At 70.9% G+C, this 18,749-nt stretch carries 16 protein-coding genes and 1 pseudogene; 12 read left to right on the forward strand and 5 right to left on the reverse strand.

The window, feature by feature from the left end; genetic code table 11:
- Positions 1-342, forward strand: a pseudogene (locus tag ACLQ3B_RS14905) (hypothetical protein); the annotation flags it as partial.
- Positions 343-360: 18 nt separating this feature from the next.
- Here ACLQ3B_RS14905 and ACLQ3B_RS14910 read toward each other — a convergent pair.
- The 3 genes from ACLQ3B_RS14910 to ACLQ3B_RS14920 form a co-directional block, all read right to left on the reverse strand.
- Positions 361-1,548 (reverse strand): NADH-quinone oxidoreductase subunit D, encoded by a 1,188-nt coding sequence (locus ACLQ3B_RS14910; RefSeq protein ID WP_354882539.1) that lies wholly within the window; start codon positions 1,546-1,548, stop codon positions 361-363.
- Entirely contained in the window at positions 1,545-2,771 is a 1,227-nt protein-coding gene (locus ACLQ3B_RS14915) for an SAM-dependent methyltransferase (RefSeq protein ID WP_425781117.1), read from the reverse strand. Before ACLQ3B_RS14915 ends, ACLQ3B_RS14910 begins: the two co-directional genes overlap by 4 nt.
- A 65-nt stretch (positions 2,772-2,836) precedes the next feature.
- Positions 2,837-3,745 carry an SDR family oxidoreductase gene (locus ACLQ3B_RS14920; RefSeq protein ID WP_425781118.1) on the reverse strand — a complete coding sequence of 303 codons (909 nt, stop codon included), beginning with the start codon at positions 3,743-3,745 and terminating at the stop codon, positions 2,837-2,839.
- Positions 3,746-3,865: 120 nt separating this feature from the next.
- On the opposite strand from ACLQ3B_RS14920, the gene ACLQ3B_RS14925 reads away from it, so the two are divergent.
- The 8 genes from ACLQ3B_RS14925 (at position 3,866) to ACLQ3B_RS14960 (ending at position 11,431) form a co-directional block, all read left to right on the forward strand.
- Complete coding sequence (locus ACLQ3B_RS14925; protein ID WP_425781120.1) at positions 3,866-4,438, forward strand: TetR family transcriptional regulator; 573 nt, start codon at positions 3,866-3,868, stop codon at positions 4,436-4,438.
- Between the two features lie 113 nt (positions 4,439-4,551).
- A complete protein-coding gene (locus tag ACLQ3B_RS14930) occupies positions 4,552-5,526 on the forward strand; it encodes a Rossmann-like and DUF2520 domain-containing protein (RefSeq protein ID WP_425781122.1) in 975 nt (324 codons plus the stop codon).
- Positions 5,527-5,581: 55 nt separating this feature from the next.
- Positions 5,582-6,430 (forward strand): pantoate--beta-alanine ligase, encoded by an 849-nt coding sequence (gene panC, locus ACLQ3B_RS14935; RefSeq protein ID WP_425781124.1) that lies wholly within the window; start codon positions 5,582-5,584, stop codon positions 6,428-6,430.
- 46 nt (positions 6,431-6,476) lie between these two features.
- Complete coding sequence (gene panD / locus ACLQ3B_RS14940) at positions 6,477-6,905, forward strand: aspartate 1-decarboxylase (RefSeq protein ID WP_030327945.1); 429 nt, start codon at positions 6,477-6,479, stop codon at positions 6,903-6,905.
- Between the two features lie 96 nt (positions 6,906-7,001).
- On the forward strand, positions 7,002-7,898 hold the full coding sequence (locus ACLQ3B_RS14945; RefSeq protein WP_425781126.1) for a septum formation family protein: 897 nt from the start codon (positions 7,002-7,004) through the stop codon (positions 7,896-7,898).
- Between the two features lie 109 nt (positions 7,899-8,007).
- Entirely contained in the window at positions 8,008-9,702 is a 1,695-nt protein-coding gene (locus ACLQ3B_RS14950) for an L-aspartate oxidase (protein WP_425781128.1), read from the forward strand.
- Positions 9,703-9,758: 56 nt separating this feature from the next.
- Positions 9,759-10,655: a carboxylating nicotinate-nucleotide diphosphorylase gene (nadC, locus tag ACLQ3B_RS14955; protein ID WP_425781130.1), complete on the forward strand. Its 897-nt coding sequence runs from the start codon at positions 9,759-9,761 to the stop codon at positions 10,653-10,655.
- 17 nt (positions 10,656-10,672) lie between these two features.
- Positions 10,673-11,431, forward strand: a complete 759-nt coding sequence (locus ACLQ3B_RS14960; protein WP_091403191.1) for a type III pantothenate kinase — start codon at positions 10,673-10,675, stop codon at positions 11,429-11,431.
- A gap of 20 nt (positions 11,432-11,451) precedes the next feature.
- Here the strand turns inward: ACLQ3B_RS14960 and ACLQ3B_RS14965 are convergent, their stop codons facing one another.
- Positions 11,452-12,195, reverse strand: coding sequence for a class I SAM-dependent methyltransferase (locus ACLQ3B_RS14965; protein ID WP_425781132.1), 744 nt, complete (start codon positions 12,193-12,195; stop codon positions 11,452-11,454).
- 88 nt (positions 12,196-12,283) lie between these two features.
- On the opposite strand from ACLQ3B_RS14965, the gene lysS reads away from it, so the two are divergent.
- The 3 genes from lysS to ACLQ3B_RS14980 all read left to right on the forward strand — a co-directional run bounded on the left by lysS (position 12,284) and on the right by ACLQ3B_RS14980 (position 17,357).
- A complete protein-coding gene (gene lysS, locus ACLQ3B_RS14970; protein WP_425781134.1) occupies positions 12,284-13,792 on the forward strand; it encodes a lysine--tRNA ligase in 1,509 nt (502 codons plus the stop codon).
- 112 nt (positions 13,793-13,904) lie between these two features.
- Positions 13,905-14,249 carry a histone-like nucleoid-structuring protein Lsr2 gene (locus ACLQ3B_RS14975; protein ID WP_036392792.1) on the forward strand — a complete coding sequence of 115 codons (345 nt, stop codon included), beginning with the start codon at positions 13,905-13,907 and terminating at the stop codon, positions 14,247-14,249.
- 564 nt (positions 14,250-14,813) lie between these two features.
- Entirely contained in the window at positions 14,814-17,357 is a 2,544-nt protein-coding gene (locus ACLQ3B_RS14980) for an ATP-dependent Clp protease ATP-binding subunit (RefSeq protein ID WP_203125971.1), read from the forward strand.
- Between the two features lie 394 nt (positions 17,358-17,751).
- Here ACLQ3B_RS14980 and ACLQ3B_RS14985 read toward each other — a convergent pair whose 3' ends face one another.
- A complete protein-coding gene (locus ACLQ3B_RS14985; RefSeq protein WP_425781137.1) occupies positions 17,752-18,663 on the reverse strand; it encodes an A/G-specific adenine glycosylase in 912 nt (303 codons plus the stop codon).
- Positions 18,664-18,749 lie beyond the last annotated feature (86 nt).

Raw genomic sequence — 18,749 nt, forward strand, 5'->3', positions numbered from 1 at the left:
GAGGAGCCGCGTCGTCACGAGGAGCCGCGTCGTCACGAGGAGCCGCGTCGTCACGAGGAGCCGCGTCGTCACGAGGAGCCGCGTCGTCACGAGGACGCCGGCCGTTATGAGGAACCACGTCGCCGCGACGATGGCCGGCGGGCCGAGCCGGGAAGACCCGCGCTGCCGGTGGGGGGTGTGCCGGTGCCGGACGAGTGGCGTCCGCCGCGCCAACGCGGCGACCAGGCGGAACCCGCTCCGGAGCGGACCGGCCGGCGGCGGGTCGACGAGCGCTACGGCTACCCGCCCCAGGACGACGTACCGCGTGCCGGCGGGACGCCACCCACCGACCGCTGGCGGTGACCGGTCAGGCGGCTCGGGTCACTTGTCGATGTCGCCGACCACGAAGAACATCGAGCCGAGGATCGCGATCAGATCCGGGACCAGGCAGCCGGGGAGCAGGGTGGCCAGCGCCTGCACGTTCGCGTACGAGGCGGTGCGCAGCTTCAACCGCCACGGCGTCTTCTCACCCCGGGACACCAGGTAGTAGCCGTTGATGCCGAGCGGGTTCTCCGTCCAGGCGTACGTGTGCCCCTCCGGCGCCTTGAGCACCTTCGGTAGCCGGGTGTTGATCGGCCCGGTCAGCTGGTCCACCCGGTCGAGGCACTGCTCGGCAAGGTCCAGCGACGCGTACACCTGGTCGAGCAGCACCTCGAAACGGGCGTGGCAGTCCCCGGCGGTCTTGGTGACCACCGGCACGTCCAGCTCGTCGTACGCCAGGTAGGGGTCGTCGCGGCGCAGGTCCAGGTCGAGCCCGGAGGCCCGGGCCACCGGCCCGGACGCGCCGAACGCGGCGGCGTCCGCTGCGGACAGCACGCCCACGCCGACGGTACGGGCCAGGAAGATCTCGTTACGCCGGATCAGGTGGTCCAGGTCGGGCAGTCGGCGGCGGACCTCACCGATGGCCGCGCGGGCTCGCCCGGTCCACCCGTACGGCACCTCCTCCTTGAGGCCACCCACCCGGTTGAACATGTAGTGGATCCGGCCGCCGGAGACCTCCTCCATCACCGCCTGGATGGTCTCCCGTTCCCGGAACGCGTAGAAGATCGGCGTGATGGCCCCGATCTCCAACGGGTACGAGCCGAGGAACATCAGGTGGTTGAGCACCCGGTTCAGCTCCGCGAGGGCCATCCGCAGCCAGGTGGCCCGCTCCGGCACCTCCATGCCCATCAGGCGTTCCACCGCGAGCACCACACCCAGCTCGTTGGAGAACGCCGAGAGCCAGTCGTGCCGGTTGGCCAGCACGATGATCTGCCGGTAGTCACGCACCTCGAAGAGCTTCTCGGCGCCCCGGTGCATGTAACCGACGATCGGTTCGCAGGCGACCACCCGCTCGCCGTCGAGCACCAGCTTCAACCGCAGCACGCCATGGGTGGAGGGGTGCTGCGGGCCGATGTTCAGCACCATGTCGGTGCCGAGCTGCTGATCACCGGTGCCGGCTACCAGGCCGGCCCCGGTGCCGACGGTCAGTTCACGGAGGTCCCCGGCGTCGGTGGTCATGCCAGTCATCGTGCCACGGCCGGCCCGAGCGGGATGCCGACCGGCTGGCGCAACCACAGGTGCCCGCCGAGCCCGGCCGGGTCGGTCAGCTCGGCCACCGCCGACGCGGCGGCCAGTGCCCGCACGTAGCCGACCGGGTCGGTGCCGGCCAGGCTGAGCGGCGGTCGCCCGCCGTCGGCCCCGAGCGCCCGCAGCGCCTCCCGCTGCAAGACAAGGGAGTACGCGCACCGGGCGACCGCCGCGCCGGCGGAGGCGACCGAGTCCATGGCGACGTGCGCGGTCACGTCACTCGACCCGTCCGGCACCGGAGGCACCTGCCGCCCAGCCTGGTACCCGGTCAATGTCCCGCCCCCGGGCCGGTCGTCGCGCAGGTGCCCGTAGTCGATCGCGACCGCCATGCCCCGCTCGATCTTCCGCACCGCTGCCGCCCACGCTTCGTCCCGCGCCCGTCCGATCTCTGCGCGGTGGTTGTTGTGGGGGGTTTCGCTTGTCGCGCCTGACCAGGTCGCCCCCGGGTTCGGGTCACCGTCCGTACTGGGCTGGCTCGTGGGGCTGGGCCACCACTTCGTGAGCCAATCATGATCATCAGGGCTGACCGGCTCACCGATTGATTCGGCACCGCTGTTGGGGTCGACCAGCACATATCGCCAGCCGTCTTCGGTGTGTACCGCCACGTCCAGTGGGACGTTGTCCAGCCACTCGGTGGCCAGTAGCACTCCGGTGATCCCGGTGGGGATCTCGGCTGTCCAGTTGATCTCTTCGGGCAGGTTTTCGGGGCGGTGGGCGTACTCGACTGCTGTGAAGCGGATTCGGTCCGCGAGTGGCGGACGGGCGGTGACCGCCGACGGCTCGTCGGGCGACCGACGCACGGAGGCTGTGGGAGTCAGGGTTTCCGGGGAGCCCGCCCGCGGAGGGATCAAGCCTGACCGCCCGGAGCGGGTGGGCTCCCCGGAAATCCCCACCGCAACCCCGACGCCGCCCCCAGACGCGACGAGCCCCAGCAGGCTTTGCAGGAGTTCCCCACGCCCGGCCCCGACGTCCACCACGTCGAGCCGGTCGGGGTGGCCGAGGGCGGCGTCCACCTCCGTGACGAGGCGCAGCAGGGCGGTGGCGAAGGCCGGCGACGCGTGCACGCTGGTGCGGAAGTGGTCGGCCGGCCCCGCACCGCTCACGAAGAAACCGTCCGGCCCGTAGAGGGCCCGGCTCATGGCGTCCCGCCACAGGATCGACATCAGCTGACTCCGACTTCGGGGTGCGTCACCGTGCCGACCCTACGGTCCGGGCGGTCCTTCGTGGTTCACGCCCGGAAGTAGTGCCCTTCGTCCAGGTCGGCGATCAGGCCGGGGTGGGAAGGGGCCCAACCCAGCAGGTCCCGCGTGATCGCGGACGACGTCGGGTTGTCCATCTGCGCGAACGCGCCGAGGAAGCCGAAGTAGTCGTCTGCCTCGTCGGGGCCGATGCTTCGGACCGGGATGTCGAGGTTGCGGCCGATGGCAGCGGCGATGTGTTGGAAGGAAACTCCTTCGTCGGCGGCTCCGTGCAGGCGCGCACCGGCCGGGGCCTTTTCGAGGGCCAGCCGGTAGAGCTCGGCCGCGTCGAGGGTGTGCACGGCCGGCCACCTGTTGCTGCCCTCGCCGACGTACGCGGCGTACCCCTTCTGCCGGGCGGCAGCGATGATGGCGGGGATGAAGCCGTAGCGGTCGAGCGAGCTGTGCACCGTGGGCGCGAGCCGGACGATGGAGGAGCGCACGCCGCGAGAGGCAAAGCCGGCCACGAGGTTCTCCGCGTCGATCCGGTAGCCGCTCGGGAAGGTGTCGTGTTCGGTGCCGGGGCGGCCGACGATGCCGCCCATCGCGAGCATGCCTGTGCCGCTCGTGCCGACCAGGGGTTTGCCGGAGCCGTCCAGGCCGTCGGCGATTGCCCTGAGGGCGTCCAGGTCGGCCTTGGCTGCGCCGGCCAGGTCGCCGTCGAGCATGAGGTCGTGGCGGAACGCCAGGTGGATGATCCCGTCGGACTTGGCTGCTTCCGCAGAGAGCATGTCGAGGTCCGACAGATCGCCGCGGCGTGCCTCGGCGCCAAGCTTCTCGATCGCGGCGGCGGACGTGTCGGAACGGGCCAGGCCGACGACCTCGTGGCCGGCGGAGAGCAGTGCCGGCACGACTGCGGAGCCGAGATGGCCGGAGGCACCTGTGACGAATACGCGCATGGCAGTCCTTCGTGGGTAGGGGCATGTCACCTTGCGACATGACCGTACCTCGTGATGTCGCCACGTGACATGGCTCAGGGGAAAATAATGTCGCAGCGTGACATCGGATACCATCGCGGCATGGCTCGCTGGCAACCAGACGCGCGCGGCCGCTTGGAGGCGGCCGCTTTCGAGTTGTTCCGTGAGCGCGGCTTCGAGCAGACCACGGTCGCGGACATCGCCGCCCGTGCCGGCCTCGACAAACGCACCTTCTACCGGCTCTTCGGCGACAAGCGCGAGGCTCTCTTCAGCGGCAGCGAGCGCGTGGAGGAGGCCCTGGTCAAGGTGGTGGCCGAGACGGACGCCTCCCCCTTCGAGGCGGTCATCGCGGCCTTCCGTCAGATGGCCGTGGAAATCTTCGCCGACCGCCGCGAGCAGGTCCGGATGCGCCAGTCGATCATTGAGAGCAGCCCGGAGCTGCAGGAGCGTGAGCTGCGCAAATCACGCGCACTGTCGGCCGCCGTCACCGCCGCCCTCCGTGCCAAGGGCCTCGACGAGACCACGGCCACGCTGGCCACCGAGTCGGGTGGCACGGTCTTCCGCGTGGCGTACGCCCGCTGGGTCGCGACCGACAGCGAGGCCTCCCTCGCCGACCTGATCGCCGAGGTGGCCACCGAGCTGAGCGCCATCACGTCGTCCCACGGAAGGCGTTGACAGGGGCCTCTCCTTCGGTGGTGAAGGTTTTCACACATGCTTGTCCGGGTTCGGTGGGCCGGGCGCATACTTGCGATCGACCGGTACCCCTTCTCGAGGACTGGATCGTCGTCATGAGCGCACCGTTGCGCCCGCGTCCGGCCGCCCCACAGGGGCCTGCCGTTTCGTGGGATCGCGCCGTTCCCGGCGCCCGCGCCACCTCCCGTCTGCTCACCGTCGGTGTCGTTGGCGCCGGTCGGGTCGGCACCGTGCTCGGCGCCGCGCTCGCCGCCGCCGGGCACCGGGTGGTCGCCGTTTCCGGCAGTTCCGGAGCCAGCCGCGCCCGCCTCGCCCTGTTGTTGCCCGAGGTTCCCCGTCGTCCGGTCGCCGCCGTGGCCGACGCCGCCGACGACCTGCTGCTGATCGCGGTACCGGACGACAGGCTGGCCGGTGTGGTGGCCGACCTCGCGGAGCGGGGCGCGTTGCGCCCGGGTCAGATCGTCGCGCACACCTCGGGAGCGCACGGCCTGGCCGTGCTGGGGCCGGCCGTCGCGGCCGGTGCCCGGCCACTCGCCCTGCACCCGGCGATGACCTTCACCGGTACGCCTGACGACCTCGCCCGGCTGGACGGAATCTCGTACGGGGTGACGGCCCCGGCGGAGTTGCGCCCACCGGCTGCGCGACTGGTCGCCGACCTTGGTGGCGTGCCCGAGTGGGTGGCCGAGGCGGATCGCCCGCTCTACCATGCCGCGCTGGCGCACGGCGCCAACCACCTGGTGACCCTGGTCAACGAGGCGACCGACCGGTTGCGGGACGCCGGGGTGTCCCGGCCGGAGAAGGTGCTCGCCCCGCTGCTGCGGGCCGCCCTGGAGAACGCCCTGCGGCTCGGCGACGACGCGTTGACCGGCCCGGTCTCCCGCGGTGACGCGGGCACCGTGCAGCGGCACCTGGCCCGGTTGGCGGCCACCGCACCGGAGTCCGTCCCCGCGTACCTGGCGCTGGCCCGTCGTACCGCCGACCGGGCGATCGCCGCCGGCCGGCTGCGACCGGTGGACGCACAGTCGCTGCTCGGCGTGTTGGCCGACAGCGGTCGGGAGGTGGCCGCGTGAGCGTGAGGAGTGAGCCGATTCTGCGAGCCCCGCAGTCGCGAACCGAGGTGTCGCCATGACCCAGGTGGTGCACACGCGGGCCGAGTTGGCTGAGGCCCGGGCGGGGCTGAAGGGCACGGTCGGGGTGGTGATGACCATGGGCGCGCTGCACTCCGGGCACGAGACGTTGCTGCGCGCGGCCCGGGAACAGGCCGACCACGTGCTCGTGACGATCTTCGTGAACCCGTTGCAGTTCGGGCCGAACGAGGACTTCGACCGCTACCCGCGCACCCTCGACACCGACCTGGAGGTGTGCCGGCGGGCGGGCGCCGATCTGGTCTTCGCCCCGTCGGTGGCGGACATGTACCCGGACGGGCAGCCCCGCGTACGCCTCGATCCGGGCCCGCTCGGCGCCGAGCTGGAGGGGGCGAGCCGCCCCGGCTTCTTCCACGGCGTGCTCACCGTGGTGCTGAAGCTGCTCCAGCTCACCCAACCGGACCTGGCGTTCTTCGGCGAGAAGGACTACCAGCAGCTCACCCTGGTCCGGCGGATGGCCCGCGACCTGGACGTGCCGGTCGAGGTGGTCGGCGTGCCGACCGTCCGGGAGTCGGACGGGCTGGCGCTGTCCAGCCGTAACCGTTACCTGAGCGAGCCGGAGCGGGCCGCCGCGCTGAGTCTGTCCGCGGCGCTGCGGGCCGGTGCGCGGGCCGCCGACGACGGTCTGGACGCGGGGGCGGTGCTGACCGCCGCGCACGCCGCGTTCGGCGCCGGTGCGCCCGGTGCCCGCCTCGACTACCTGGTGCTCACCGATCCCGAGTTGGAACCGGGGCCGGTGTCCGGGCCGGGCCGGCTGGTGATCGCCGCGTGGGTGGGCGCCACCCGGTTGATCGACAACGCGGCGATCCACCTCGCCCCGCGCGCCTGACCTGGCCGTACGCCACCCTCCACCATTCCCGCGAAAGGCCACCCCGATGTTGCGGACCATGCTCAAGTCGAAGATCCACCGAGCCACGGTGACCCAGGCCGACCTGCACTACGTCGGTTCGGTGACTGTGGACGAGGACCTGCTCGACGCCGCCGACCTGCTCCCCGGCGAGCAGGTGGCGATCGTGGACATCACCAATGGCGCCCGGCTGGAGACGTACGTGATCCCGGGCGAGCGGGGCAGCGGCGTGATCGGCATCAACGGTGCCGCCGCGCACCTGGTGCACCCCGGTGACCTGGTCATCCTCATCTCGTACGGCCAGATGGACGACGCCGAGGCGCGGTCCTACCGGCCACGGGTCGTGCACGTCGACGCCGACAACCGGGTGATCGAGTTGGGCGCGGATCCGGCTGCGGCGGCGCCCGGCACGGCTGGAAACCCGGTGCCCAGTCCGTTGGCCGTGTCCGGAGTCTGATCCCGCGTACCGCGATTCCGGTCTGTCACCGGAAGGTCATTTCCGGTTACCCTGTGCGCGCTGGCGGAAGCTGGCCGGTGGCTGGGGGAGGCCGCTATGCGCAGTGCGATGACGACGCTGTTCGCCGCTGTTGCCACGGCAGTGCTGCTGGTGGGCTGTGCCGGGTCCGGCGGTCTGGACGGTGATCTGACCGACGACTGGGCGGCGTTGCCGACGCCGTCGGCGTTCACCCCGGCCGCCGGTGTGTGTCACGCCGCCGACTTCACCGATCTGGTCAGCCTGGCCGGCTATGAGCCGGTGGACTGCGCCGGCCCGCACCGACTGGAGACCGTCCATGTAGGTGCGTTCCCGGTCGAGCGGGCGACAGCTCCGGCGGGCGGTTCGGTCGAGTTGCGGGGGGCGTTCGCCGAGTGCGACACCCGGGCGACCGGCTACGTGGGTGACGACTGGCGGTCCGGCCGGCTGCGGCTGTCGGTGGCGCTGCCCAACGGGCCGGGCTGGGCGGCGGGTTCCCGATGGTTCCGCTGCGACCTCACCGAGCTGACCACTGTCGAGGCGGCGGCCACCGTGGTGGTCCGTTCGGGCAGTCTGCGGGACGCGTTGAAGGGGCCCACCGGGCTGCGCCTCGGTTGCCAGCAGACCCGCGGTGGCGCCGGCCGGGGTGTGCAGACGCTGCTTCCGGTGGAGTGCGGCAAACAGCACGACGCCGAGTTCGTCGGGGTGTGGCGCGCGCCGGACGTGGCGTACCCCACCCGGGACGCGGACTGGGCGCCGCTCTACGCGGGCTGTCGCAGCGCCCTCGCCCGGTACACGGGTGTGCCGGACGACGCCAGGCTGCGCTTCCGCAGCGGTGTGGTGGTCCGGCCGCCGGGGGCGGGGCGGTGGAAGGTCGGTGATCGGGGCGTCCGCTGCTATCTGTGGCTCAGCGAGCGTACGGTGACCGCCTCGCTGAGGGGCGCGGGCCCGGCTGGTCTCCCGGTCCGGACGAAGTGACCACGGCCGGACGGTTCGCCTCGGCGCGGCGCGCGCCGGACGGGGTCGCCCAAAACACTCGTCCCGCCCCCGCCGCCCGGGGCGAGGATGGTTCGGGTTGACTGGGGGGATGGACCTACCGACCGTCGACCTGCCTGCCCTGCCCGCGCTGCTGGCCGCGCCCGCGCCCGGCTGGGTGGAGACCACTGACGTGATCGTGGTGGGTTCCGGTGTGGCCGGGTTGACCGCGGCGCTGCACCTGCGTGAGGCGGGTCTGCACGTCACGGTGGTCACCAAGGTCAACATCGACGACGGCTCGACCCGGTGGGCGCAGGGCGGCATCGCCGCCGTGCTCGACCCGGCCGACACCCCGGCGGCGCATGCCCGGGACACCGAGGTCGCCGGGGTCGGGCTGTGCGACCCGGCGGCGGTCCGGGTGCTTGTCGAGGAGGGCCCGGCCCGGCTCCGTGAGCTGATCCGGATCGGCGCCGAGTTCGATCGTCACCTGGACGGCTCGCTGATGCTGACCCGCGAGGGCGGGCACCGGGCGGACCGGATCGTGCACGCTGGCGGGGACGCCACCGGCGCGGAGGTGCAGCGGGCCCTGCACGCCGCCGTGCAGCGCGACCCGTGGATCCGGCTGGTCGAGCACGCTCTCGTACTGGATCTGCTGCGCGCGCCCGGTGACGGCCCGGATGGCCTCGGCCCGGCCTGCGGGATCACCCTGCACGTGTTGGGCGAGGGCAGCGAGGACGGCGTCGGCGCGCTGCTGGCCCGTGCCGTGGTGCTCGCCACCGGCGGCATGGGGCAGATCTTCTCGGCCACCACCAACCCGGCGGTCTCCACCGGGGACGGGGTGGCGCTGGCGCTGCGGGCCGGCGCGGCGGTGACCGACGTGGAGTTCGTCCAGTTCCACCCGACCGCCCTGCTCACCCCGTCCGGCGCGGGAGTGCCCGGGGCGGGGCACGCGCAGCAGCCGCTGGTCTCGGAGGCTTTGCGCGGCGAGGGCGCGTACCTGGTGGACGCGGACGGCAAGAGGTTCATGGTGGGCCAGCACGAGTTGGCCGAGCTGGCACCCCGGGACGTGGTGGCCAAGGGCATCCACCGGGTGCTGCTGACCACCGGCGCGGACCACGTCTTCCTCGACGCACGGCACCTGGGCGGCGACTTCCTGGCCGGTCGGTTCCCCACCATCGTGGCGTCCTGCCTGGCGATCGGCGTGGACCCGGCGACCGATCTGATTCCGGTGGCGCCGGCCGCCCACTACGCCTCCGGCGGGGTCCGGACCGATCTGCGCGGCCGCACCTCCATCCCCGGCCTGTACGCCTGCGGTGAGGTGGCCTGCACGGGCGTGCACGGCGCGAACCGGCTGGCCAGCAACTCGTTGCTGGAGGGTCTGGTCTTCTCCCGGCGGATCGCCGAGGACATCGCGGCCGGCCTGCCCGAGCAGGCCCAGCCGGCGGACACCGGCGCCTGGCGTGGGGGTACCGGTTGGGTGCTGCCGGCGGAGGTGACGCCGACCCTGCAACGGGCGATGACCCGGGGGGCCGGGGTGCTCCGATCCGCGGCAACGCTGGCCGAGGCGGCCGGGACGTTGACCGAGCTGGGCGGTTCCCGGGGCCGGCCGCGGACCGCCGACTGGGAGGCGACGAACCTGCTCACCGTGGCGTCGACGCTTGTCGCGGCCGCGTACGCCCGTGGTGAGACCCGGGGCTGCCACTGGCGGGAGGACTTCCCGACGGTCGACGAGCGGTGGCTGGGCCATCTGGTCGGGGCGGTTGGGGCGCAGGGCCGGGTGACGCAACAGTGGGAGATGGCCCAGTGAGCGCGAGGAGTGAGCCGATCTTGCGAGCCCCGGAGTCGGGAACGAAGGAGGCGACGATGGCGGAGTCGACGGAGATGGCGTTGCGGGCGGCCGGGTTGGATCCGGCGCACGTACGGCAGGTCATCGAGGGCGCGCTCGTCGAGGATCTGGGCCCGGAATTCCTGGACGTCACGAGCGTGGCCACCATCCCGGCGGAGCAGACCGACACCGCCGACCTGGTGGCCCGCGCGGACGGGGTGTTGGCCGGCATGGCGGTGGCCGCCGCCGTGTTCGAGCTGGTGGGCGAGGTGACGGGCTTCGGTCGTACCGTCGAGGTGTCGGTGCTGGCCCGCGACGGCGAGCGGGTGGCCCGCGGTGAGGTGTTGGCGACGGTGACCGGCCCGACCCGGCTGCTGCTGACGGCCGAGCGGACGGCGCTCAACCTGCTCTGCCGGATGTCCGGTGTGGCCACCCACACCCGCGCCTGGGCGGACGCGCTGGCCGGCACGAAGGCGATGGTGCTGGACACCCGCAAGACGACGCCGGGCCTGCGGGCGCTGGAGAAGTACGCGGTGCGGGCCGGCGGGGGCACCAACAAGCGGATGGGCCTCTACGACGTGGCCATGATCAAGGACAACCACAAGTTGGCGGCCGGGGGGATCACGGCGGCCTACCGGAGGGTCCGGGAGACGTTCCCGGACGTGCCTGTTCAGGTCGAGGTGACCACTGTCGACGAGGCGGTGGAGGCGGTGGAGGCCGGGGCGGACTTCCTGCTCTGCGACAACATGACGCCGGAGGTGCTGGCCGAGGCGGTGGCCGCGGTGGGTGACCGGGCGGAGTTGGAGGCGACCGGTGGGCTGACCCTGGAGGTCGCCGGCCGGTACGCGGCCACCGGCGTGGACTTCCTCTCGGTGGGCGCGTTGACGCACTCGTCGCCGATCCTGGACATCGCGCTGGACCTGCGCACCGACTAGTTGTCTAGGCTGCGTGCGTGCTGCTCTGCATCGACATCGGAAACACAAACACCGTGCTGGCGACCTTCGACGGCGACAAGCTGGTGCACTCCTGGCGGATCAAGACCGACGCCCGCTCGACGGCCGACGAGCTGGGCCTGATGTTCCGGGGTCTACTCGCCGGGGACAACGTCGAGATCACCGGTGTGGCCGCCTGCTCCACGGTGCCGGCCGCTCTGCGGTCGCTGCGCACCATGCTGAGCCGTTACTACGCCGACCTGCCGAGCGTCGTGGTCGAGCCGGGAGTGCGGACCGGGGTGCAGTTGGCGATCGACAACCCGAAGGAGGTCGGCGCCGACCGGGTGGTGAACACCCTGGCCGCGTACACCCTCTACGGCGGCCCGTCGATCGTTGTGGACTTCGGCACCACCACCAACTTCGACGTGATCAGCGAGCGCGGCGAGTTCCTGGGCGGGGCGTTCGCCCCGGGCATCGAGATCTCCTTCGACGCGCTGGCCGCCCGGGCCGCGCAGCTGCGCAAGGTCGAGGCCACCAAGCCCCGCTCGGTGATCGGCAAGAACACCGTGGAGTGCCTCCAGGCCGGCCTGTACTTCGGCTTCGCCGGGCAGGTGGACCGGATCGTCGAGCGGATGACCGAGGAGTTGGGCGAGGTGCGGGCGGTGATCGCCACCGGCGGCCTCGCCTCGCTGGTGATCAACGAGTGTCGCAGCATCACCCACCACGAGCCGATGATCACGCTGATCGGCCTGCGGATGGTCTACGACCGCAACCTGTGACGCCTCGGTGCGGGTCGGCCTCAGTGCCGTCGCCGGGCGCGCAGCACCAGCGTCCGGTACGGCAGCTCGATGCTGTCCCGGCCGACCAGGGCCGGGTGGGTGTTCAGCAGGTCGGTCAGTTCCCGCTCGACCCGCCGCTGATCGTCGCTGGAGGCGGTCAGCCAGTACGAGCGGGTGCGGACCATGCCGAGCAGCTCGTCCGGCGTGAGCGTGGTGCGGTGCCTGAACTCCCGCTGCTCGATGGCGTCGAACGCGGGGCCGAAGCCGGGGTACTCGCCGACGACCACCTTGCTCGACTTGTCCCCGAGGTGGGCGATACGGCTCAGTTCGGCCACCCAGTCGACGCTGTCGTCCCGGATGTTCCAGACCGGGGCGAAGGTGCCACCGGGGCGGAGCACCCGGGCGATCTCGGCGTGCGCGGGCTCCCGGTCGAACCAGTGGTACGCCGTGCCCGCCAGCACCGCGTCCGCCGTCGAGTCGGGCAGGGGCACGGCCTCGGCGCTGCCCGCCAGCGCCGTCGTGCCCGGGGTGCTGACGGCGAGCTGCGCCCGCATCCCCGGATCGGGCTCCACCGGTACGACCTCGTGGCCCAGGGCCAGCACGGCGCGGCTCAGGATGCCGGTGCCCGCCGCGAGATCGACCACCCGGGCCTCGCTCAGCCCGTCGAGCGCCCAACGAACGGCGACCTCGGGATAACGTGGTCGAAAACGGTCGTAATCACTCGCGGCGGCACCGAACGACAGGGCATGAGTGTGATCGACCATGACGGGCAGGTTATCCGGTAACAGCCTCCGGGCCGCTTGAGTACGCTCGGGCCTGACCCCCTGTATCTCCGTGACGAGGAAGCGTGCCGTGAGCGAGCAGAACCCCGTGCCAGTGGACCCCGCCGACGACCTTCCCGAGCAGATGAAGGTCCGCCGGGAGAAGCGGGACCGGATGCTCGCCGAGGGCGTCGAGCCCTACCCGGTCGGCTTCCCCCGCACCGCCACCCTGGCGCAGGTCCGGGCGGGCTACGCCGACCTGCCGACCGACACCGCGACAGGCGACCAGGTCGCGGTCACCGGCCGGGTGATCTTCGTACGCAACACGGGCAAGCTCTGCTTCGCGACCCTGCGCGACGGCGACGGCACCGAGTTGCAGGCGATGCTCTCCCTGGACCGGGTCGGGCCGGAGCGGCTGGAGGCGTGGAAGCGTCTCGTCGACCTCGGCGACCACGTCGGCGTCACCGGTGAGGTGATCACCAGCCGTCGGGGAGAGTTGTCGGTGTTGGCCCAGCAGTGGGAGATGACCGCCAAGGCGCTGCGACCGTTGCCGGTGGCCCACAAGCCCCTCTCCGAGGAGGCGCGCGTCCGGCAGCGTTACGTCGACCTGATTGTCCGGCCGCAGGCGCGGGAGATGGTTCGTACCCGGGCCGCCGCGGTACGCAGTCTGCGCGATTCACTGCACGGGCAGGGCTTCATCGAGGTGGAAACGCCGATGTTGCAACTGCTGCATGGAGGCGCGACAGCCCGACCGTTCGTGACCCACAGCAATGCGTTGAACACCGATCTGTATCTGCGAATCGCTCCGGAACTGTTTCTCAAGCGCGCGGTCGTCGGCGGCGTCGACCGCGTCTTCGAGATCAACCGCAACTTCCGTAATGAGGGTGTCGACTCTTCGCACTCGCCGGAGTTCGCGATGCTGGAGACGTACCAGGCGTACGGCGACTACGACACGATCGGCGAGCTGACCCGTAATCTCGTGCAACAGGCGGCGATCGCGGTCAGCGGTTCGATGGTGGTGACCCACGCCGACGGACGGGAGTTCGACCTGGGTGGTGAGTGGCGGTCGGTGACACTCTTCGGTGTGCTTTCCGAAGCGCTCGGTGAGGAGGTCACGGTCCGCACCGAACGCTCCCGCCTGGTGGAGTACGCGGACAAGGTGGGATTGGACGTGGACCCGAAGTGGGGCCCGGGCAAGCTGGCCGAGGAGTTGTTCGAGGAACTGGTCGTTCCCGGCCTGGAGGCGCCCACCTTCGTACGGGACTACCCGGAGGAGACGAGCCCGCTCACCCGGGGCCACCGCACTGAGCCGGGGCTGGCCGAGAAGTGGGACCTCTACGTGCTCGGTTTCGAGCTGGGCACCGGGTACTCCGAGCTGGTCGACCCGATCGTGCAGCGGGAACGGCTGGTCGCCCAGGCGCAGTTGGCCGCCCGTGGCGACGACGAGGCGATGCGTCTCGACGAGGACTTCCTCCGGGCGATGGAGTATGGAATGCCGCCGGCCGGCGGTATGGGAATGGGAATCGACAGGCTGTTGATGGCCCTGACCGGGCTCGGAATTCGGGAAACGATCCTCTTCCCGTTGGTCCGCCCGGAGTAGTCCCGCCCAGGTGCACGCCGAGTCGTAACCGGGTCCTATTGACGCGGCGAGCGGCGCGCGGGTTATTGTGCTCCTGTTAGCAGGAGCACCCTGCTCGAAAGGAATGTGGGACGTGGCCAAGCAGATCATTCACAAGCTGGTCGATGACCTGGACGGCGGGGACGCGGACGAGACCGTCAAGTTCGCCCTCGACGGCGTTCAGTACGAGATCGACCTGTCGAGCGCCAACGCCGCGAAATTGCGCGATGCATTTGCCTCGTACGTCGGTGCCGGCACGAAGGTCGGCCGGGGTGGCGTGGTGATCGGCGGGCGGGCTGCCCGCGGTCGGGGTGGCGCGACTGCCGATCGGGAACAGAACAAGGCGATCCGGGAGTGGGCCAAGAAGGCCGGCAAGGACATCTCGGACCGGGGTCGAATCCCCCAGGAGATCGTGGACGAGTTCCACGCGAAGCGCTGATCCGTCAGCTGTTTGGTGGCCAGCTGCCACCGCGGGCGACACCGACGCCGGGCCGGAGGACTCCTCCGGGCCGGCGTCGCCGTATCCGCTGAGGGTCGGCGTGGCCCGGTTCGGGTCGGCGGCGCCGTGCCCGTTCGCGGGGGCGTCGTTGGGTCCGTTGCGGGCCGGGAAGCATTCCGGGCCGACCGACGTTGTCCACAACCAGTGGAACAACTATCCACAGCCTGTGGACAACCTCCCCCAGGGCCGCGCGCGGCGCTCGTCGCGACGGCCGATCCGGCCCCCCGGGGCCTCCCGGAGCGCTTCCGGACCCCGGATCGGGCTTCCGTCGAGCCAGTCGGATTTCGCTCTGCGCGTAGCGACAGGGCTACCGGAACAGCTCCTGAGCGCGGACGGTTGTTCAAAACGACGTGCAACCGACCCAGAGCAGAGACACACGACCTCAGCTGAGTCGGTCAGCGACGATAGAGTAAGGAGGCACGGACGCCCGTCCTGGACGTTCGTGCACCGGCCCCGCCAAGATCTTGACCATCAAGGCGCACGGCACGTGAGGAGCACGAGGGCATGTTCGAGCGGTTCACCGACCGAGCGCGACGGGTTGTCGTCCTGGCCCAAGAAGAGGCCCGGATGCTCAACCACAACTACATCGGTACGGAACACATCCTGCTGGGCCTGATCCACGAAGGTGAAGGCGTCGCGGCAAAGGCCCTGGAGAGCCTCGGCATCTCCCTGGAGGGCGTCCGTCAGCAGGTCGAGGAGATCATCGGCCAGGGCCAGCAGGCGCCGAGCGGGCACATCCCGTTCACGCCGCGGGCCAAGAAGGTGCTGGAGCTGTCGCTGCGCGAGGCGCTGCAGCTCGGCCACAACTACATCGGCACGGAGCACATCCTGCTCGGGCTGATCCGTGAGGGCGAGGGCGTCGCCGCCCAGGTGCTGGTCAAGCTCGGCGCCGACCTCAACCGGGTCCGCCAGCAGGTGATCCAGCTGCTCTCCGGCTACCAGGGCAAGGAGCCTGCCGCGGCGGGCGCCGCGCCGGGTGAGGCCGCGCCGTCGACCAGCCTGGTGCTGGACCAGTTCGGCCGCAACCTGACTCAGGCCGCCCGCGAGGGCAAGCTCGACCCGGTCATCGGGCGCGAGAAGGAAATCGAGCGGGTCATGCAGGTGCTCTCCCGCCGTACCAAGAACAACCCGGTCCTGATCGGTGAGCCCGGCGTCGGCAAGACCGCCGTGGTCGAGGGCCTGTCCCAGAAGATCATCAAGGGCGAGGTGCCCGAGACCCTCAAGGACAAGCAGCTCTACACGCTCGACCTGGGCGCGCTCGTCGCCGGTTCCCGCTACCGCGGTGACTTCGAGGAGCGCCTCAAGAAGGTGCTCAAGGAGATCCGCACCCGCGGCGACATCATCCTGTTCATCGACGAGATCCACACCCTGGTGGGTGCGGGTGCCGCCGAGGGCGCGATCGACGCCGCGAGCATCCTCAAGCCGATGCTGGCCCGTGGTGAGCTGCAGACCATCGGTGCCACCACGCTCGACGAGTACCGCAAGCACCTGGAGAAGGACGCCGCTCTCGAGCGCCGCTTCCAGCCGATCCAGGTGGGTGAGCCGTCGCTGGCCCACACCATCGAGATCCTCAAGGGCCTGCGCGACCGCTACGAGGCTCACCACCGCGTCTCGATCACGGACGCAGCCCTGGTGGCTGCCGCAACTCTGGCCGATAGGTACATCTCCGACCGCTTCCTGCCGGACAAGGCGATCGACCTGATCGACGAGGCCGGTGCCCGGATGCGGATCCGTCGGATGACCGCGCCGCCAGACCTGCGTGACTTCGACGAGCGCATCGCCCAGGTGCGTCGCGACAAGGAGTCCGCGATCGACGCTCAGGACTTCGAGCGTGCCGCCCAGCTGCGCGACAAGGAGAAGCAGCTCCTCGGCCAGAAGGCTCAGCGGGAGAAGGAGTGGAAGGCCGGTGACCTGGACGTCGTCAGCGAGGTTGACGACGAGCAGATCGCCGAGGTGCTCGGCAACTGGACCGGCATCCCGGTCTACAAGCTGACCGAGGAGGAGACCTCGCGCCTGCTGCGCATGGAGGACGAGCTGCACAAGCGCGTCATCGGCCAGGAGGACGCGGTCAAGGCGGTCTCGAAGGCGATCCGGCGTACCCGGGCCGGCCTGAAGGACCCGAAGCGCCCGTCGGGCTCGTTCATCTTCGCCGGCCCGTCCGGTGTGGGTAAGACCGAGCTGTCCAAGGCGCTCGCCGAGTTCCTCTTCGGCAGCGAGGACTCCCTCATCCAGCTGGACATGTCCGAGTTCCACGACCGTTACACGGTCTCCCGGCTCGTGGGTGCCCCTCCCGGCTACGTCGGCTACGACGAGGGTGGGCAGCTGACCGAGAAGGTGCGGCGTCGGCCGTTCTCGGTGGTCCTCTTCGACGAGATCGAGAAGGCCCACCCGGACGTGTTCAACACGCTCCTGCAGATCCTCGAAGACGGTCGGCTCACCGACGGTCAGGGTCGAATCGTGGACTTCAAGAACACGGTCATCATCCTGACCACCAACCTGGGCACCCGTGACGTCGCCAAGGCGGTGTCGCTGGGCTTCCAGCAGTCGGAGGACTCCGAGTCCAACTACGACCGGATGAAGCAGAAGGTCAACGACGAGCTCAAGCAGCACTTCCGGCCTGAGTTCCTCAACCGGATCGACGACACCATCGTCTTCCACCAGCTGCGCCAGACCGAGATCCTCTCGATCGTGGACATCATGATCCAGCGGATCGAGGGCCAGCTGCGCAACAAGGACATGGGTCTGGAGCTGACCGACAACGCCAAGAAGTACCTGGCCGCGAAGGGCTTCGACCCGGTGCTCGGTGCCCGTCCGCTTCGTCGCACGATCCAGCGCGACATCGAGGACAACCTCTCCGAGCGAATCCTGTTCAACGAGCTGACCCCGGGTCAGATCGTTGTGGTCGACTGCGAGGGCGACCCGGACGACATCGACAAGTCCAAGCTCGTCTTCCGGGGCTCGGACAAGCCGGTCGAAGTTCCGGACGCCGTCCCGGCCGACCTCGGGGGCACCGCCGCTGGCACCGCCGCCGCAGGCGTGGACGAGTAACACAACCAGCAAGGGGCGGGGTCCCGGTGGCGCAAGCCGTCGGGGCCCCGCCTTCTTGCACCCCCACAGCTCACAGCCGCCGCCACACCCGGCAAGATCCGCCCAACATCGGGGAAAGTGCTGCCTCGCGGCGTCCGGAGGCAGCACTTTCCCCGATGTTGTCTGGCGTAGGAGCGAGTTCGGCGCTGGCCTTGCTCCCGGTGGGGGCCTCCGTCGGCAACATCGCGCAGCATCCTGGATGTAGTGGCATCCGGTGCGCCCGACACCACTACATCCAGGATCGAGCACGATCTTGGGGTGACGTGCACCCGTGCGCGCACGGGTGCACGGCGCGTACGGGTGCACGGCGGGCGCGTACGGGTGCGCGGCGCGTACGGCGGTGTGGGGCGGCGGGTCAGGTGGTGAGGTCGGCGGTGGGGAGGGACGGGCCGTCACCGACCAGGCGGAAGGCGTCGGCGCCGGCGGGTTCGACAAGCCCGTCCTGCACGAGGCCGGCGAGGGCGCGGGCGCGTTGCACGTCGTCGGTCCAGACCTGGTCCAGTCGCTGGTGCGGGACCGGCCCGGTGCTGTCCCGGAGCACTCCGAGCAGCAGGCCGCGTACCTGTCGGTCGGTGCCCGCGTACCGCTGGGGCCGGCGGGTGGGCCCGGCGGGTGCCTCCTGGCCGGACGCCCGCCACGCGCAGACCGACTCGACGGGGCAGGCCGTGCAGCGCGGTGACCGAGCTGTGCAGATCACCGCGCCCAGTTCCATGAACGCCGCGCTGGCCAGCGCCGCCGCGGCCGGTTCAGTCGGAAGTAGCTCTTCGGTGGCGACCAGGTCGGCTGGTCGGGTGACGGGCCCGGCGTCCGGTTCGCCGGCCACCGCCCGGCACACGACCCGGCGTACGTTGGTGTCGACCACCGGGTGCCGCTGCCCGTACGCGAAGGCGGCCACCGCCCGCGCCGTGTAGGTGCCGACGCCGGGCAGTGCCAGCAGTTGCTCCAGCCGGTCAGGCACCTGGCCGCCGTGCCGTTCGACGATCGCGACCGCGCATTCGCGTAGCCGGACGGCCCGACGGGGGTAGCCGAGGCGTCCCCACATCCGGATCGCCTCGGCGGGGGTGTCCGCCGCCAACGCGGCCGGCTCCGGCCAGCGGGCCAGCCATGCCTGCCAGGCCGGCACCACCCGGACCACTGGTGTCTGCTGGAGCATGACCTCACTGACCAGGATGGCCCACGGGGTGACCCCGGGCTCGCGCCACGGCAGGTCACGAGCGTGCTGCTGGAACCACCGGCTGACCAGGGTGGCGAAGTCGGGTTGAGTCATGGCGTCGTCGATGATGTCACGCCCGGCGTTCCCGTTGGGTGGGCGGCTCGGGCGGGGTGCCACGTCGTCGTTCGGCGGACGGGGGA

The organism is Micromonospora sp. DT53 (assembly GCF_049841535.1).
Lineage (GTDB): Bacteria > Actinomycetota > Actinomycetes > Mycobacteriales > Micromonosporaceae > Micromonospora.

Excerpts from the sequence above, each read along its gene's own strand:
- ACLQ3B_RS14930 (WP_425781122.1), top strand. The coding sequence starts at position 4,552 with ATGAGCGCACCGTTGCGCCCGCGTCCGGCCGCCCCACAGGGGCCTGCC.
- ACLQ3B_RS14920 (WP_425781118.1), bottom strand. The coding sequence starts at position 3,745 with ATGCGCGTATTCGTCACAGGTGCCTCCGGCCATCTCGGCTCCGCAGTC.
- nadC (WP_425781130.1), top strand. The coding sequence starts at position 9,759 with ATGGCGGAGTCGACGGAGATGGCGTTGCGGGCGGCCGGGTTGGATCCG.
- ACLQ3B_RS14915 (WP_425781117.1), bottom strand. The coding sequence starts at position 2,771 with ATGTCGATCCTGTGGCGGGACGCCATGAGCCGGGCCCTCTACGGGCCG.
- ACLQ3B_RS14980 (WP_203125971.1), top strand. The coding sequence starts at position 14,814 with ATGTTCGAGCGGTTCACCGACCGAGCGCGACGGGTTGTCGTCCTGGCC.
- ACLQ3B_RS14965 (WP_425781132.1), bottom strand. The coding sequence starts at position 12,195 with ATGGTCGATCACACTCATGCCCTGTCGTTCGGTGCCGCCGCGAGTGAT.
- ACLQ3B_RS14910 (WP_354882539.1), bottom strand. The coding sequence starts at position 1,548 with ATGACTGGCATGACCACCGACGCCGGGGACCTCCGTGAACTGACCGTC.
- ACLQ3B_RS14985 (WP_425781137.1), bottom strand. The coding sequence starts at position 18,663 with ATGACTCAACCCGACTTCGCCACCCTGGTCAGCCGGTGGTTCCAGCAG.
- ACLQ3B_RS14945 (WP_425781126.1), top strand. The coding sequence starts at position 7,002 with ATGCGCAGTGCGATGACGACGCTGTTCGCCGCTGTTGCCACGGCAGTG.
- ACLQ3B_RS14950 (WP_425781128.1), top strand. The coding sequence starts at position 8,008 with ATGGACCTACCGACCGTCGACCTGCCTGCCCTGCCCGCGCTGCTGGCC.
- panD (WP_030327945.1), top strand. The coding sequence starts at position 6,477 with ATGTTGCGGACCATGCTCAAGTCGAAGATCCACCGAGCCACGGTGACC.
- ACLQ3B_RS14925 (WP_425781120.1), top strand. The coding sequence starts at position 3,866 with ATGGCTCGCTGGCAACCAGACGCGCGCGGCCGCTTGGAGGCGGCCGCT.
- panC (WP_425781124.1), top strand. The coding sequence starts at position 5,582 with ATGACCCAGGTGGTGCACACGCGGGCCGAGTTGGCTGAGGCCCGGGCG.